Genomic DNA, 16,347 nt, shown 5'->3' with positions numbered 1-16,347 from the left:
TATTGAATACACAACCGTATTGAACGGGGTAGTCCACGATGGAGCTCAAGGCTCACGCGATCAGCGTGCAGGGTCCGCACGCGCCGATGCTGCATGCGACGTCGATCAGCGTCAGTGACCATCAGTTGGTCCTGCTGACGGGCTATCCCGGACCTGGGCACGTCGCACTGGCCCTGGGCCTCTCCGGGCGACTGAAGCCGAACGGTGGGGACGTACAGCTGGATGGCGATACCTCTGGGCGCGTACTGCGCCAGCGGGTCGCCGTGGTCGATACGCCGGGGATCACCGAGCCGGACGATGCGCTGCCGGTGCGGACGGTCGTTGGCGAGGAGCTGGCGATCGCTGGACATAAGGCCGGGCGCAAGGCGGTTGACGCGTGGCTGACTGAGCATGACTGGGCCGAGTTCGCGGAGCGGCGGTTCGAGCATCTGCCGGTCGGGGTGCGGACCGAGATGCTCGCCGAGCTGACGGTGGCGCGACCCGAGGTGAAGTTCGTGATCCTGACGATGCCGGATCGGCTCGGCGGGGATCCGCACGAGTGGTACGCGGTGGGTCGCGAGCTGGCGTCGCGCGGGTACGGCGTGGTGATCACGTGCGCTGACGCGTCGGCGCGGTTGCTGGGCGTGGAGGCGGCACAGCTGGGGTCGCTGAGTCAGCCAGATCCGGTGCAGGTGGAAGCGGCCGCGCCGGTCGAACCCGTAGTACCGATCGAGGACGAAGTACCGACCGAGGTCGAAGCACCAACCGAAGTGCCGACCGAGGTTGACGAGCCCGTTGACGAAACAGCGGCAGAAGACGACGCGGAAGAGCCTGCAGAGGCCACGGCGGTTGATGAGAAGAAGGACGAAGCATGACCTCGATCCGGATGGCGATGAGCGAGCTGCGGCGGTTGACCGCGGGGCGGTTGCCCAAGCTGGCCGTGATCGCGATGATCCTCGTCCCGACGCTGTACGGCGGGCTCTACCTGTACGCGAACCACGACCCGTACGGCCGGCTCGACAAGGTCCCGACCGCGGTCGTCGTCGAGGACGCCGGTACGACGTTGTCCACCGGCGAGAAGTTGTCAGTCGGACCGCAGGTCGCGGACGAGCTGGTGAAGTCGAAGAGCTTCGACTGGCACCGGGTCGACCGGGCCGAGGCGCTGGCGGGGGTGCAGAACGGGAAGTACGAGTTCGCCCTGGTACTGCCGAAGTCGTTCTCGTCAGACCTCGCGTCGAGTGCGGAATTCGAACCCAGGCAGGCGAATCTCGAGCTGCTGACCAACGACGCCAACAACTACCTCGCCCACACGATCGCCAATCAGGTCGTCGCGCAGGTGACCAAATCCGTCGCGGCGCAGGTGAGCGAAACCGCGGCGAGCAAGCTGCTGGCCGGATTCAGCACGATCCACGGACAGATCACCAAGGCCGCGGACGGTGCTGGGCAATTGCAGACCGGGCTCACGTCGGCCGCGACCGGCGTCGGCAAGCTTCAGACCGGCGCCGGCCAGCTGAACACCGCGCAGCAGCAGCTGTCCGCGGGAGCCGGCAAGCTGAGCACCGGACTCACGACGGCATCGAAGGGCGCGGGTGACCTGGCCAGCGGCGCCGGCCAGTTGAGTTCCGGGCTGACGACGTTGAAGAACAAGACGGCGAGCCTGCCGACCGACACGAAGAAGCTTGCCAACGGCGCCGATCAAGTTGCCGATGGCAACGAGAAGATCGCGGGCATCGGGCAGCAGGTCGCGACCGCATCGAGCACGCTGGTGTCGGACCTTTCCTCGCTCGACAAGGGCCTTGCCGCGCGGCTGAAGGAGCGCGGCTTCACCCAGGCGCAGATCAACCAGGTACTGACCGAGACGGCCAAGCTGCGCGGCCCGGTGGTCGCGGCGAACACCAAGATCCAGTCGACCTCGAAGCAGCTCAACCAGCTCGCATCGGGTGCGCGGCAGGTGGCGACCGGCGCACAGACGCTCGCCGATGCGACTCCGGCGCTGACCGCCGGCATCTCGAGCGCCGCCACTGGCGCCGGCCGGCTCAACTCAGGCGCTGGTCAGCTGAAGACCGGCGTCGACGCTCTGCAATCCGGCGCAGCGCAACTCGCGACAGGTGAGCAGCAGGCGGTCACCGGACAAGGGCAACTGCTCGCCGGCGTCAACAGCCTCGCGACGGGTGTCGGCAAGCTCAAGACCGGCGCTGGTGAGCTGAACACAGCGCTGACCAACGGCGCGAAGCAGATCCCCGACCCGTCACCCGAAGCACGCAAGGCGGTTGCGGAGACCCTCGGCGCTCCGGTCGGACTGAAGAACGACTCGCAGGCAACCGCCGACAGCTACGGCGCCGGTCTCGCTCCGTTCTTCCTCAGCCTCTCCTGCTGGATCGGCGCCTACGTTCTCTTCCTGCTGGTACGCCCGCTGTCGCCCCGAGCGCTGGCCGGTCTACAGGCACCGATCCGGGTGGCGCTCGGCGGTTGGTTGCCTCCGGCAATCTTCGGCGCGATCCAGGCGGCGCTGGTCTTCACCGCGGTCATCTTCGGGCTGGGCATCGACACCGCGCATCCACTGATGACCGTCGGGTATCTGATGCTGACGTCGATCACCTTCGTGGCGATCCTGCATGCCCTCTCATCCTGGTTCGGAGCCGTGGGCAAGTTCCTCGGCCTGGTCCTGATGGTCATCCAGCTCGTCTCCGCCGGCGGTACCTTCCCCTGGCAGACGATCCCCGCCCCGCTCTACTTCTTCCACCACGTACTTCCGATGAGCTACGCCATCGACGGCGTCCGCCACCTCATGTACGACGGCCCGGGCAACAGCCTCGGCAAGGACCTCCTCGTCCTCACTGCCTGGCTCCTGGCTGGCCTCGGCGCCTCCGCCCTGGCAGCCCGCAAACAACGAGTCTGGCCCGCCAAGAAGCTCCAGCCGGAGCTAGCCCTCTAACAGCCGCCGGACCCCGTCGAGATTCGCCTCGACGGGGTCCATCGCATCCGCCACCAGATCAACCGAGGCCAATCGCGGGTACTCCGCTCGCATCCGCTCGACGTGAGCCCAGTCGACCTCGTGCCAGCCCGGGATCCCGCGCTGCCGACCGTCCAGGCGCCGACGGTGCTCGGCCTCGTCCGAGCACATGCACTCCACCACCAACAGTCGTCCGTCGTACCGCGTAACGAGCTCACGCCAGCGCTCGACGATCACCTCGTCGACCAGACAGTCGACGACCGCTGACTGCCCGAGCATGAGTTGCCGCGTGACGAGAGTGCCGAGCAGGTCGTAGTACAGGCCTAGGAATGTCGCCCGGTCGAGCCCCTGCAACACCCCGTGCGGCTTCAAGGCCCCCATCAACCAGTCACCGGCGAAGCACGGCGCTCCTGTTTCTCCCGCCATGCGTTCAGCCAGCGTCGACTTTCCTGTGCCGGGCAAGCCGGTCACCACGATGACGGTTGTCACTCGGCCGTCAGCAGGTTGGTGGCGGAGGTCAGGAGGGTTTGGGTGGTGGGCTGGTCGAAGTAGGTGATGAGGGCTTCGTAGGTGCCTTGGTGGGCGGCGTCTGGGTCCACTACGTAGCCGTAGTAGCCGTCGGTGTAGCCGATGACGCGGGTGATGGGGTGGGGGCTGTCGGCCTGGAGGTGGCAGCCGTGGCTGGCGAAGAGTTCTACCGGGAGATGGACCCAGGCGACGTCGCCGAGCATGACGACGCTGATGGGGAGGTCGAGGGTGGGTGGGAGGTCGGCGGCGGCCATCAGGGCTTGGCCTCGGGCGCCGTCGAGGCGGGTTTGGGCTATGCGGCGGGTGGGGTCGTCCTGGCCGGTGTGGAGGCCGGCTTCGGCGGTGGCGACTACTGCTTCCAGGTCGGTTGGGGTGGGAAGGTCGCGCACCTTGAGGGTGACCGTGGCGCGGCGGATGGTCGGGGCTTCCGAGGGGAGGTCGAGGCCGGGCATGGCGATGGCTTCGGCGACGCGGGTGGCTAGGAGGCCGCCTAGGCGCGCTACCTCGAGGGCACCTCGGCCTTGGCGGGTAAAGCGCGGGCTGACGTCGCCTGCGGCTCCTTGAAGAAAGCCGACCACAGGCTCGCGCTGAGCCGCGTCGGCTCCGGCGGCGGACGCAGAGACGGAGGCGTCCGGGGCGGAGGAGTGAAGGGCAGCGGTGTCGGGGATGGAGAAGTCGGAGGCGGAGCCGTCACGCGCTGGAGCGGCGGCGGGAGCAGCGGCCGGGGAAGCGGCTGCGGCGGGAGCTGCCGGGGAAGCGGGAGCGGGGGGCGACGTGGGGGTGGTGGTGAGGTGGGTTAGGGCTTTGCGGGTGGCGCCGGGCCAGTCGGCGGAGTACAGGAGGTTTTCGGGGCCGTACGTCGTGGGGTGGCAGGCGAAGTCGAGGAGGACGGCGGTGAGTGAGCCGTCGGCGACGGAATGCAACGTTAGAATGCCGGCCGTGTTGTCGTGCGGGCCATTGCGCCGGTGCCGGTTCGTGCCGACGCCGACGACCTCGGCCGAACGCCAGGACGCTCGCACCGGGCGACGCTCCATCGATGCGGAGGCGACGGCGGTCGTCAGTGCTTCGTACAGGTCGGGCTCGCGGCATACGGGGATGACCGGGTGGATCTGGCCGGCCCAGCCGGCTGGTGCCGAGTGGGTGTGGGAGGCGCAGACGAGGACGCATTCGGGCGGGATGCCGGCGGCTGAACCGGCCGCGGTGGACAGTTCGGCTGCCAGTTCAGTACTGACGGCGATCGCGTCCAGGCTCAGCCAGAGCACGCCGGGCGAGTCCGCCGTACTGAGCCAGATCATCGTCGCGCGGAGCGGGTCCGCAGTACCGGTGGCGTTGCCCTCGCGGGCGGCGTAGCCGTCGAGGCGATGACCCGGTGGTGGGGTCACGTCCAGCGACACCGCTGCCAGCAGCAACTCACTCATGTTCCATGCTCCAGCCGTCAGCCCCGTGCCGATCTGCTTGTGGACACCAGTAGACAGGCACCCCGCCCAAACCTCCACCGAGGGTGCCGCAAGAACCGCCGCCGCAGAACAAGGTGTCCCCCAGATGCGGAGGACGGGTGACGCCGGCCCCGGCGCGGGAGACGCTGCCGCCGGTCGCTCAGGTGCGGAGCATGGTGTCGGCGGTTTTCAGGTGTGGTGGATGACGAGTAGGTCGGCGTAGGGGCCGGGGGGTTCGGTGGCGAGGCGTTCGGCGCCGTCGAGGGAGTTGCCGGCTGGGGCGGTGAGGTGGGCGCGCTTGGGGAGGAGTGCGCGGAGTGGTTCGGTTAGTTGGTCGCCGGCTCCGGCGAACAGGCCGCCGACGCAGGCGACGGGGACGGGTTCGTTGCCGGCCAGCCGGGCTACGGCGGTCGTGATCGTCTCGGCTATGTCGGTGGCGGCGCAGGTGACGATGCGCTGGGCGATGGCGTCCTGCTCGGCAGCACACCGCAGTACTTCCGGCGCGAACCGGGCGACGTCATCCACCAACGTCGGCGACGGGTAGAGCGCGATCGGATCGAGCGCCGTCTCAGCCAGCGCCGTCTCAGGCCCACGCCCATCTCTTGCTCGCTGTACTGCGACCAGCCCGGCCCGCCCGATCGCGAACGCACTCCCCGCGTCACCGAACAGGTACCCGTGCCCATCCACCTTGTACCAACCCCCGTCCCGATCCACCGCCAAGCAGACCAGCCCGGTCCCAGCCGCCACCACCACCCCGTACCCACCGGGCAGAGCCCCCGCATGAGCAGTCACCATGTCCTGCGTCAGCCGCACCTCCTTCGCCTGCAGCACATCCGCAATCCCAGCCGCCAACTGTCGCGCAACCACCGGATCCGCTGGAAACCCAGTAAGCCCAAGCGCAACAACCTCAACCCACTCGGAGCCACCGGGGGTGGTGGCGGCGGCCCGGGTGGTTGTGGGGGTGCGGGGTTGCTCGGGGATGCCGGCTTTGGTGGCTGTTTGGCGGATGGCTTGGAGGGTGGCTTGGAGGCTTTGGGGGGTGTGGGTGTGGCCGGGGCCTTCGGCGGTTGTGCGGGTGGGGAGGACGCGGAGGCGGAGGGCTGACTGGCCGCCGTCGAAAGCAAGGTGGGTCATGTGGTGGTCCTCTGCCTTCTGTGCGGCGGTAGGTCGGAGCAAGCCGAGTAGACCACTGATCACACGTCGAGGGTCCTCCCGGGCACGGTTTCCCGCTTGTGGGCAGGGTTTTCGCGTTGGGGGCTGGTTCCGAGGGCCGCGAGCTGGTGGCGTGCGAGGGTGGTGCAACAGGACTACGGGAGGGAACGAGATGCGCTTCGGGCTCAAGGTGAATCCGGCCGGCTGGGATGACGCGGCGCGGTGGGCGGGGATCGCCGAGTCGATCGGCTTCGATGGGCTGTGGACCGGCGACAACCTGCGCAACCCGCGCGAGGCCGCGATCCCGGTGCACGACGGGCCGACCGTCATCGCCGGCTGGGCGGCGACGACGAGCCGGATCCGGGTCGGGCTGCTGATCGCGAACATGGTGTTCCGGCAGCCGACCGTACTGGCCAAGGCGGCCACCACGCTCGACCACATCTCCGGCGGACGGTTCGACCTCGGCATCGGTTCGGGCGTCTGGCCGACCGACCACGGCATGGCCGGTACGCCGGTCTGGACCGCGCGCGAGCGAACCGACCGACTGGCCGAGTTCGTCGCCGTCGTCGAACGGCTCCTGTCCGGCGACGTCACCGACCACGACGGCCCGTACTACCCGTACACCCTGGCCGCGATGACGCCCGGCACCGTACAGGAGCGCCTGCCCCTGATCGTCGCCGCGAACGCCCCTCGCGCACTAGCCGTCGTCGCAGCCCATGCCGACGGCTGGGTCACCTTCCCCGGCGCCGCGACCGAGGAAGAGTTCTACGCCAAGTCGATCGAACGCGCGAAGACACTCGACGAAGGTCTCGCCGGGCGGGAGATCCGCCGAGTCCTGCTGGCCTACGGACAGATCGACCCATGGGCCTCCGAGGACGGCTTCGGCCGCCTGGTCGAACGCTACGAGGCGATCGGCTTCAACGAGCTGGTCGTCTACGCCCCGAAGCCACACGAACAGGCGGTCTTCGACAAGGTCACCGCAAAGCTCGACACCTACCGCTGACCGCCGACCTTGAGCACCCAGCAGTCACCCGATCACCGATCCGGCGACTGCCCGGTGCTCAAAGTCGGTCGGTGGGTTCGAGACATGGAGGGCATTCGGTCAGATCTCGATGTTCGACATCACGTGTTTGATGCGGGTGTAGTCCTCGAGGCCGTACATCGAGAGGTCTTTGCCGTGGCCGGAGTTCTTGAAGCCGCCGTGGGGCATTTCGGCGACGATCGGGATGTGGGTGTTGATCCAGACGCAGCCGAAGTCGAGGCGGCGGGCCATCCGCATGGCGCGGCCGTGGTCGCGGGTGAAGACCGAGGAGGCCAGTCCGTACTCGACGCCGTTGGCCCAGCGCAGCGCTTCGTCCTCGTCGGTGAAGCGCTGGACGGTGATGACCGGGCCGAAGATCTCCTGCTGGATGGCCTCGTCGTCCTGCTTCAACGCTGACACGACCGTCGGCTCGTAGAAGTAACCGCGGTCGCCGACCGCGTGGCCGCCGGTCTGGAGCAAAGCGTGGTCGGGGAGGCGGTCGATGAAACCGCTGACCCGGCTGAGCTGGTCGGCGTTGTTCAGAGCGCCGTACGCGACGTCGTCCTCCGGGCGACCGGTCTTGGTCGAACGAGCCTGCTCGGTGAGAGCAGCGACGAAGTCGTCGTGGATGCGCGGGCCGGCGAGGACTCGGGTCGCGGCGGTGCAGTCCTGGCCGGCGTTGAAGTAGCCCGCACCGGCGATCGCTTCAGCGGCGGCTTCGAGGTCAGCGTCATCGAAGACGACGACCGGGGCCTTGCCACCGAGTTCCAGGTGGGTGCGCTTGAGCTGCCGGGCCGCCGCCGACGCGACCTCCATCCCCGCTCGCACCGAGCCGGTGATCGCGACCAGCTGCGGAACCTCGTGATCCACCAGCGCACGCCCGGTGTCACGATCACCGCAGACGACGTTGAACACACCCGGCGGCAGGAACTCGTTGCACAGCTCGGCCAGCAGCACCGTCGAAGCCGGGGTCGTGTCGCTCGGCTTCAGCACGATCGTGTTGCCCGCCGCGAGCGCCGGAGCGATCTTCCAGATCGCCATCATCAGCGGGTAGTTCCACGGCGTCACCTGACCGACGACACCGATCGGCTCGCGCCGGATCCACGACGTATGCCCGGCCATGTACTCCCCGGCCGACCGCCCCTCGAGCACCCGCGCCGCCCCGGCGAAGAACCGCAGCTGATCCACGCACGGCGGCAACTCCTCCGAAGCCGTCAACGCGAGCGGCTTGCCCGTGTTCTGGCTCTCGACCCGAGTGAACTCGTCCGCGCGCGTCTCCAGCGCATCCGCGATCTTCAGCAGCATCCGCTGCCGCTCAGCCGGCGTGGTGTCCCGCCAGGTCTCGAAGGCGCGATCCGCCGCCCGCATCGCTGCGTCGACATCCTCCGCCCCGGACTTCGGCGCCTGCGCGTAGACCTCACCCGTCGTCGGATCGATCACGTCGTACGTCGCGCCGCCGAGCGCGCCGACCGGCTTGCCATCCACAAGATTCGAGAGCGTCTGCATGCCTGGGAGCCTAACCGGACTCGCAACGAATTCGGTAGGCCTAACTGCCATCTCACAACGGATTCACTCGCTATAGACGCGATCTCCTTCGACATAGGTCGCCACAACCCGCGCCTCACCGATCTCCTCGATCGGCTGCGCGAACGGATCCCGGTCGAGCACCGCGAGGTCGGCAAGCATCCCGGGCGCGATCCGCCCGGTCTCGTCGGCGTGGTTCACCCATGCACTCCCCGACGTGTACGCCGCGAGCGCAGTCGCCAGGTCGAGCGCCTGCTCCGGCAGGAACGGCTCGTACTCCGCGTCGCGATGCCGCCGATTCACCGCAACCTGTACTGCGGCCAGCGGGTCCGGACTCGAAACGGGCCAATCCGAGCCGGCCGCCAGCCGTGCCCCCGAACGGGCGAGGTCACCGAACGGGTACTGCCACCGCGTCCGCTCCGGCCCGAGGAACGGGATGGTCAACTCGTCCATCTGCGGCTCGTGAACCGCCCACAGCGCTTGCATGTTGGCGGCGACGTCCAGCGCGGCGAACCGGGCGATGTCGGAGGGGTGGATGACTTGCAGGTGGGCGATGTGGTGCCGCAGGTCGTTGCTGCCATTCGATGCCCGGGCTGCCTCGAAGGCGTCCAGGGCTTCGCGGACCGCGCGGTCGCCGATCGCGTGAACGTGGACTTGGAAGCCTGCGGCGTCGAGGGCGGTGACGTGTTGGCGGAGGGCAATGGGGTCGACGAACGAGAGACCGGAGTTTGCGGTGCCGCAGCCGCAGCCGTTCCCAAGCCGGGGCGGTGGGGTGGGGTTCGCGAGGTACGGGTCGAGCATTCCGGCGGTGAAGTTCTCGACTACTCCGTCCTGCATGATCTTGACGCTGCCGGCGCGGAGTCGTGGGAATTGCAGGGCTTCGCGGCGTTCGATCAGGGAGGGGAGTTGCTCGGCGCCTAGGTCTCGGCGCCACCAGAGGGCGCCGTTCACACGGGCTGTCAGGCGGCCGTCGCGGGCGAGTTCGACGTAGGCGGGGGTTGAGTCGTCGAGGTTGGCGTAGTCGCCGAAGATGGCGTCCTGCCAGCCGGTGATGCCGAAGGAGTGCAGATACGCCTGCGCTCCGAGGAGGGCGGCGACCTGCTCGTCGTGGGTGATCGGTGGGACGAGGTGCCCGACCAGATCCATGGCGCCTTCGTGCAGGGTGCCGGTGGGGTTGCCGTTGGCGTCGCGCTCGATCCGGCCGTCGGCGGGGTCCGGCGTACGGGCGTCGATGCCGGCCAGAGCCAGAGCACGCGAGTTGACCCATGCACCGTGGTGATCGGCGTTGGCGAGAAACACCGGCCGGTCGCTGACGATGGCGTCGAGGTCACTCGCGAGCGGGGCGCCGCCTTCGTAGTCGGGCTGATGCCAACCACCACCGAGGATCCACTCCACCTCAGGATGCGCCGCAGCGTACGCCCAGATCGCGTCGAGCGTCGCCGCGCGGCCCGAGAGCGGGGAGAGGTCGCACCGGGCACGCTCGAGCCCGCCCTGGACCGGATGGACATGAGCATCCACGAAGCCAGGCAGCAGCAAACCACCACGCAGGTCTACTACTTCTGTTTGTGGATCGAGATGGGAAGACAGGTCGGGGCCGGTGGCGAGGATCCGACCGGAGCGGATCAGGACGGACCAGTTGGGGTGGTGGGTGTGGCCGTTGAAGAGGGAGCCGTTGGTGAAGAGGGTGTCCACGAATGCATCCTCTCGTACTGCGGAATCCGAATCAGATGGCGTGATCAACCGATGAGATCGACAGGATCTTGGTCCTGCGAGAACGAAATCACTTGCCAGAGGGAAAGTTGGCGGGCAGGATGGCGGGAACGGCCAGCTTGAGATGAGGAAACCGATGATGCCGTCCGACGCCCTTGACGACGCCGCCTTCGACCGTTTGCAGCAGTCTGCGCGCGACCACTTGTGGCTGCACTTCAGCAGGATGGGCAGCTACGAAACCGCCGAGGTACCGGTCATCGTCCGGGGCGACGGCGCCTACATCTACGACGCCCGCGGCAAGCGATACCTCGATGGGTTGGCCGGCCTTTTCGTCAGCCAGCTCGGCCACGGCCGCACCGAGCTCGCCGAGGCCGCGGCCAAGCAGGCCTCTGAGCTGGCGTTCTTCCCGCTCTGGTCCTACGCGCACCCGAAGTCGATCGAGCTCGCCGAGCGGGTCGCCAACTACGCGCCGGGCGACCTCAACCGGGTCTTCTTTACCAGCGGTGGCGGCGAGGCCGTCGAGACCGCCTGGAAGCTGGCGAAGAACTACTTCAAGCTGACCGGCAAGCCGATGAAGCACAAGGTGATCAGCCGCGCCATCGCGTACCACGGCACCACCCACGGCGCGCTCTCGATCACCGGCCTGCCGGAGCTCAAGCAGCAGTTCGAGCCGCTGGTACCAAGCACCTTCCGGGTGCCGAACACGAACATCTACCGCGCCCCGATCCACGGCGACGACCCGGTCGCGTTCGGCCGCTGGGCCGCCGACCAGATCGCCGTCGCGATCGAGCAAGAGGGCCCCGAGACCGTCGCCGCCGTCTTCCTCGAGCCGGTTCAGAACGCGGGCGGCTGCTTCCCGCCGCCACCCGGGTACTTCGAGCGAGTACGAGAGATCTGCGACCAGTACGACGTACTGCTGGTCTCCGACGAGGTGATCTGCGCGTACGGCCGCCTCGGCCATATGTTCGGCGCCGAGCGGTACGGCTACCAACCGGACATGATCACCTGCGCGAAGGGACTCACCTCCGGCTACGCCCCGTTGGGCGCGATGATCGCCTCGGACCGGCTGATGGAGCCGTTCCTGCAGGGCAACGCGTCGTTCGCCCACGGCTATACCTTCGGGGGCCATCCAGTCTCCGCGGCCGTCGCACTCACGAATCTCGACATCTTCGAGCGTGAGCGCATCAACGAGCACGTCCGGGACACCGAGGGGGAGTTCCGTGCGACGCTCGAGAAGCTGCTCGACCTGCCTTTGGTCGGCGACGTCCGCGGTGACGGGTACTTCTACGGGATCGAACTGGTCAAGGACAAGACGACCAAGGAGACCTTCAACGACGAGGAGTCCGAGCGGCTGCTCCGCGGCTTCCTCTCCAAGGCACTGTTCGACGCCGGCCTGTACTGCCGCGCCGACGACCGCGGCGACCCGGTCATCCAGCTCTCCCCGCCGCTGATCTGCGACCAGTCCCACTTCGACGAGATGGAACAGATCCTCCGCTCCGTCCTCACCGAGGCGGAAACGAAGCTCTAACCCATCACCCCGCTACGCCCCTGACAGGCGCGACTTTGAGCACCCAGCAGTCGCCGAATCGGCGACCTGGCAGCTGACCGGTGCTCAAAGTCGCGCGTGAGCGCCGGGCGTGGGGAGTGCTCGACAGCGGTGGGGACGACTTTGGGCACCGGGTAGTCGCCGAATTGGCTGTTCGGTGGCTGGCGGGTGCTCAAAGTGGTTGGGGTGGTGGGGATGTTAGAAGTCGAACCCGAGGCCTAGTCGGTCAAGGGTTCTGAGCCAGAGGTTGCGATGGCCTGCGTGGGAGTCCGCGTGGGCCATCGACCATCTGGTGAGGTGGATGCCGGCTGACCGGATCGGCTCGGGAGGGAAGGGCATCGGGCGCTCGCGGACCATCTTGAGGTCCGTACGCTCGGTCTTCTCGCCGTACAGGAGGTCGAGCATCACGTCGGCGCCGAAGCGGGTGGCGGCTACGCCTAGGCCGGTGTAGCCGAGGGCGTAGGCGACGCGGCCTTCGGACGCAGTGCCGAAGAAGGCGCAGAAGCGGGTACTGGTGTCGATCACGCCGCCCCAGCGATGGGTGAACCGCAGGCCCTCCAGTTGCGGGAAGGTCGCGAAGAAGTGCCCGGCCAGCATCTCGTGGATGGCGTCGCGTTGCTCCAGCGCTGGGTCGATACGGCTGCCGAAGTAGTACAGCGGTGTGTAGCCACCCCAGAGGATCCGGTTGTCGCGGGTGAGCCGGTAGTAGTGGAAGAGGTTCGACGCGTCGCCGATGCCTTGCCGGCCACGCCAGCCGATCGCACTCGACTGCGCCGGCGACAACGGCTCGGTCATCAGCACCAAGTCGTAGACAGGCACCGTGTACAGCCGTAGGCGCCGGAGCAAGGACGGGAAAGCGTTGGTGGCCAGCGCGATCCGGCCGGCCCGTAGCGAACCAGTTGCCAGCAGCAACCGATCACCACGGAGGCCGGTGACAGGCGAGTGCTCGTGGATGCGGACGCCGAGCTCGAGGCAGGCGCGGCGTAGGCCCCAGGCAAGATGAGCTGGTTCGATCAGCGCAGTACCGGAGTGGTCGGCGAGCGCGCCGAGGTAGGTCGGGGAGTTCACCTCGGCGCGGGTCTGGGTGGCGTCGAGCAGGGCTACCTTGTGGCCGAACGCCTGCCGGGCTTCGGCCTCCGCCGCGAGCTCTGCCAGTTGGTGGGGCGCCGTCGCGACGGTCAGTTCGCCGGTACGCTCCCAGCCGCAGTCGATCCCGTACTTCGCGATGGTCGCGCCGATCGCTTCCAGGTTCTCTTCACCGAGTCGCTCCAGCAACGGCAACTCGTCCGGCCAGCGGGCCTGGCCGTTGCCGAAACCGTGCGTCAGGCTGGCGTCGCAGAAGCCGCCGTTGCGACCGCTGGCCGCGTTCCCGCAGGTCGACGCCTCCAGCACGACCACGTCCAGCGATGGGTAGCGTTCCTTGGCCCGAAGCGCTGTCCACAGGCCGGTGTATCCACCGCCGACGATCGCCAGGTCCGCTGTATGTTCCCCGATGAGCTGTTCAGCCGGTTCCGGGGCCGCCGGGTCGTCCAGCCAGAAAACGCGGGGCTGGGCTTCCCGCAACGCGAGCCCGGGCGACGCGCTCACCGAGCACGGGCGTTTCGCCGGCGACGGGCCAGCTCGCCGCCGAGTACCAGGAACAAGGCGAGGAGGAACATCGCGGTACCGACGACGTTGATCTGGGGTGGCAGGTCGCGTTGGGCCGATCCCCAGACGAACATCGGGAAGGTGACCGTCGTGCCGGCGTTCAGGTTGGTGATGATGAAGTCGTCGAAGGACAGCGAGAAGCTGAGCAGGGCCGCGGCCAGGATGCCGGGGAACACCAACGGAAAAGTGATCCGCCAGAACGTCTGCCACTCGTTGGCGTACAGGTCCATCGCAGCCTGTTCGAGCCGCGAGTCCATCCCGGACAAGCGTGCCTTCACCGTGACGACGACGAAGGACAGGCAGAACATCACGTGCGCGATCAGGATCGTCCAGAACCCGAGCCGGCCGCCGAAGCCGGACGACACGAACAGCGCGAGCAACGACGAACCGAGCACGATCTCCGGGGAGGCCATCGGCAGGAAGATGAACAGGTTGGTCGCGGACCGGCCGCGGAACCGCTGACGGACCATCGCGAACGCCATCAACGTTCCCAGCGCGGTCGCGATCACGGTCGAGGCCAGGCCGATCTGCAGGCTGGTGCCGACCGCGTCACAGAGTCCGAACGGGCGGCACGGGTGCTGCCAGTTCTCCCAGGTGAAGCCGTCGAAGGTGTAGGACAGCTTGCTCTTGGGCGCGTTGAACGACATCAGGATCACGACGAAGATCGGCGCGAAGAGGTACAGCAGGACGAGCAGTCCGAGGAAGAGGATCAGGTGCCGCCCGATCCAGCGGCCCACACCGGTCAAGCTCAGCGCGGTCATACCAGCTCCTCCGTCCCGGCGCGGCGTACGTAGAACAGGACGAGCACGACGATCGCGGCCATCAACGTGACCGAGAGCGCGGCGGCCGTCGGGTAGGCGCCGGCCGCGAAGAGGCGCTGGATGTCGTTGCCGATCATCCGCTGCTTCGGCGTACCGAGCAGTTGCGCGTTGATGTAGTCGCCGGCCGCCGGGATGAAGGTCAGCAGCGTGCCCGCGACGACGCCCGGCATCGAGAGCGGCAACGTCACCGTGCGGAAGGTCGTGACCGGTCCGGCGAACAGATCTCCACCGGCTTCGATCAGCCGGTGATCGATCTTCTCGAGGCTGGCGTAGAGCGGCAGGATCATGAACGGCAGGAAGTTGTACGTGAGCCCGGTGACCACCGCGGCCGTGGTGGCGAGCAGGCGGCCGTCCGAGCCGAGGATGTGGACCGTCTTGAGGAAGTCCACGACGAAGCCGTTGTCGCTGAGCAGCAACTTCCACGACAGGGTGCGGATCAGGAAGCTGGTGAAGAACGGCGCGATCACCAGCGCCAGCATGATGTTCTTCCAGCGGCCCGCCTTGAACGCGATCGCGTAGGCCAGCGGATAGCCGAGCAGCAGGCAGAAGGCCGTGGTCAGCAAGGAGTACCACAGCGAGCGCGCGAACGGCCGGGCGTAGTCGGCGAGCGCGTCCAGGTAGTTGTGGAAGCTCCACGTCATCTTGAAGCCGGCCTCGATCGAGCCGTTCGGGTCGTACAGGCTGGCCGCGAGCAACGACACGATCGGTACGACGAAGAACAGCAACAGCCACAGAGCACCCGGCGCCAGGAGCAGGTACCCCGTCAGGCTGCGCCCCTTGCGCTCAGGCGGCAGCGCGGCCGGCGTAGCACCGGCCCCCGGCGTAGTACCGGCCGCCGGCCCCGGGAGTTGACCGAGGGCGCTCATCCCGCGTCCGCGATGTCCTCGACACCGGCCAGCGCGTCCTGCGCCGCATCGAGGACGAAGGTGTGCGACGGCTGCCAGTGCAGATCGACGGCGTCGCCGACCTTCAATGCCGCCCGGGCGCCGGTGTTCTGCTCGAACACCGTCAGCTCCTGCCCCCACGGCAGCTTTGCCAGGTACTGCGTACTCACGCCGATATAACTCACATCGGTGACCACGGCCGACCGCAGCACGTTCGAGCCGATGTCGTCCTCGGACCCCGACGGCGCGAGGAAGACCTTCTCCGGTCTGATCCCCATCCACACGTCGCCCTCGGTCACCCGGCAGCGCGGAACCGGTACGACGACCTTGCCACCGTGCACGTCGACGACCAGGTTGCCGTCGGCCTGGCTGACGATCCTGGCCCGGACCAGGTTCGACTGGCCGAGGAAGTTCGCGACGAACGTGGTGGCCGGCAGGTCGTACAACTCCGCGGGCGAACCGAGCTGCTCGATCACGCCGCTGTTCATCACGGCGATCGTGTCGGCCATCGTCATCGCTTCTTCCTGGTCGTGCGTGACGTGCACGAAGGTGATGCCGACCTCGGTCTGGATCCGTTTCAGCTCGATCTGCATCTGCCGCCGGAGCTTGAGGTCGAGCGCGCCGAGCGGTTCGTCGAGCAGCAGCACCTGCGGCCGGTTGATCAGCGCACGAGCGAGCGCGACTCGTTGCTGCTGACCGCCGGACAACTGCCCCGGCTTGCGCCGGCCATAGCCGCCGAGCTCGACCAGCTCGAGCATCTCGTCGACCTTCTGCTTGACGTCCTTGACCTTGCGCCGGCGCAGCCCGAAGGCGACGTTCTCGAAGATGTCCAGATGCGGGAAGAGCGCGTAGTTCTGGAAGACGGTGTTGACCGGCCGCTTGTACGGCCGCAGGCCGGTGATGTTCTGGTCGCCGAGACTGATCGTCCCGCTGGTGGGTTCCTCCAGCCCGGCGACCATCCGCAGCGTGGTCGTCTTGCCGCAGCCGGACGGGCCGAGCAACGCGAAGAACTCGCCCTGTGGCACGGTCAGGTCCAGGTCGTGCACGGCCCGATGGCCGGCGAACTGCTTGCTGAGCCCCCTGAGCACCAGATCGCTGGTCTTGGTGGTGGTACCGGCGACAGTGTCGTCCTGAGTGACAGTCATG

The 16,347-nt window shown here is 67.8% G+C and carries 13 protein-coding genes; 4 read left to right on the top strand and 9 right to left on the bottom strand.

The window, feature by feature from the left end; genetic code table 11:
• Window positions 1-38 precede the first annotated feature (38 nt).
• Window positions 39-854, top strand: a complete 816-nt coding sequence (locus ACIA12_RS21540; protein WP_396368801.1) for a hypothetical protein — start codon at window positions 39-41, stop codon at window positions 852-854.
• Complete coding sequence (locus ACIA12_RS21535; protein WP_396368800.1) at window positions 851-2,914, top strand: YhgE/Pip family protein; 2,064 nt, start codon at window positions 851-853, stop codon at window positions 2,912-2,914. Before ACIA12_RS21540 ends, ACIA12_RS21535 begins: the two co-directional genes overlap by 4 nt.
• On the opposite strand, the gene ACIA12_RS21530 is transcribed toward ACIA12_RS21535, so the two are convergent.
• From ACIA12_RS21530 to ACIA12_RS21520, 3 genes are all read right to left on the bottom strand, one after another.
• A complete protein-coding gene (locus ACIA12_RS21530) occupies window positions 2,903-3,403 on the bottom strand; it encodes an AAA family ATPase (protein WP_396368799.1) in 501 nt (166 codons plus the stop codon). The genes ACIA12_RS21535 and ACIA12_RS21530 overlap by 12 nt on opposite strands.
• A 14-nt stretch (window positions 3,404-3,417) precedes the next feature.
• The gene (locus ACIA12_RS21525; RefSeq protein ID WP_396368798.1) at window positions 3,418-4,878 is read right to left on the bottom strand and encodes a hypothetical protein; all 1,461 of its coding nucleotides are present in this window, start codon (window positions 4,876-4,878) and stop codon (window positions 3,418-3,420) included.
• Window positions 4,879-5,085: 207 nt separating this feature from the next.
• A complete protein-coding gene (locus tag ACIA12_RS21520) occupies window positions 5,086-6,030 on the bottom strand; it encodes an N-acetylglucosamine kinase (protein WP_396368797.1) in 945 nt (314 codons plus the stop codon).
• A gap of 190 nt (window positions 6,031-6,220) precedes the next feature.
• Between ACIA12_RS21520 and ACIA12_RS21515 the strand changes: the two genes are divergently transcribed.
• Window positions 6,221-7,051, top strand: coding sequence for an LLM class flavin-dependent oxidoreductase (locus ACIA12_RS21515; protein WP_396368796.1), 831 nt, complete (start codon window positions 6,221-6,223; stop codon window positions 7,049-7,051).
• A gap of 99 nt (window positions 7,052-7,150) precedes the next feature.
• Here ACIA12_RS21515 and ACIA12_RS21510 read toward each other — a convergent pair whose 3' ends face one another.
• The gene (locus ACIA12_RS21510; RefSeq protein WP_396368795.1) at window positions 7,151-8,575 is read right to left on the bottom strand and encodes a gamma-aminobutyraldehyde dehydrogenase; all 1,425 of its coding nucleotides are present in this window, start codon (window positions 8,573-8,575) and stop codon (window positions 7,151-7,153) included.
• Between the two features lie 63 nt (window positions 8,576-8,638).
• Entirely contained in the window at window positions 8,639-10,285 is a 1,647-nt protein-coding gene (locus ACIA12_RS21505) for an amidohydrolase (protein WP_396368794.1), read from the bottom strand.
• 154 nt (window positions 10,286-10,439) lie between these two features.
• Between ACIA12_RS21505 and ACIA12_RS21500 the strand changes: the two genes are divergently transcribed.
• Window positions 10,440-11,831 carry an aspartate aminotransferase family protein gene (locus ACIA12_RS21500; RefSeq protein ID WP_396368793.1) on the top strand — a complete coding sequence of 464 codons (1,392 nt, stop codon included), beginning with the start codon at window positions 10,440-10,442 and terminating at the stop codon, window positions 11,829-11,831.
• 216 nt (window positions 11,832-12,047) lie between these two features.
• On the opposite strand, the gene ACIA12_RS21495 is transcribed toward ACIA12_RS21500, so the two are convergent.
• The 4 genes from ACIA12_RS21495 to ACIA12_RS21480 are packed head-to-tail and all read right to left on the bottom strand — an operon-like array spanning window position 12,048 to window position 16,346.
• The gene (locus tag ACIA12_RS21495) at window positions 12,048-13,436 is read right to left on the bottom strand and encodes an NAD(P)/FAD-dependent oxidoreductase (protein WP_396368792.1); all 1,389 of its coding nucleotides are present in this window, start codon (window positions 13,434-13,436) and stop codon (window positions 12,048-12,050) included.
• Window positions 13,433-14,257 (bottom strand): ABC transporter permease, encoded by an 825-nt coding sequence (locus ACIA12_RS21490; RefSeq protein ID WP_396368791.1) that lies wholly within the window; start codon window positions 14,255-14,257, stop codon window positions 13,433-13,435. The genes ACIA12_RS21495 and ACIA12_RS21490 overlap by 4 nt, the downstream gene beginning before the upstream one ends.
• On the bottom strand, window positions 14,254-15,183 hold the full coding sequence (locus tag ACIA12_RS21485) for an ABC transporter permease (protein WP_396368790.1): 930 nt from the start codon (window positions 15,181-15,183) through the stop codon (window positions 14,254-14,256). The genes ACIA12_RS21490 and ACIA12_RS21485 overlap by 4 nt, the downstream gene beginning before the upstream one ends.
• A complete protein-coding gene (locus ACIA12_RS21480; protein WP_396368789.1) occupies window positions 15,180-16,346 on the bottom strand; it encodes an ABC transporter ATP-binding protein in 1,167 nt (388 codons plus the stop codon). Before ACIA12_RS21480 ends, ACIA12_RS21485 begins: the two co-directional genes overlap by 4 nt.
• Window position 16,347: the final 1 nt, after the last annotated feature.

Source organism: Kribbella sp. NPDC051620 (genome assembly GCF_044453825.1).
In the GTDB taxonomy this organism is placed as follows: Bacteria; Actinomycetota; Actinomycetes; order Propionibacteriales; family Kribbellaceae; genus Kribbella.
Note: the sequence above shows the minus strand (reverse complement) of the source record. Positions and strands in the feature narration are given on the sequence as shown.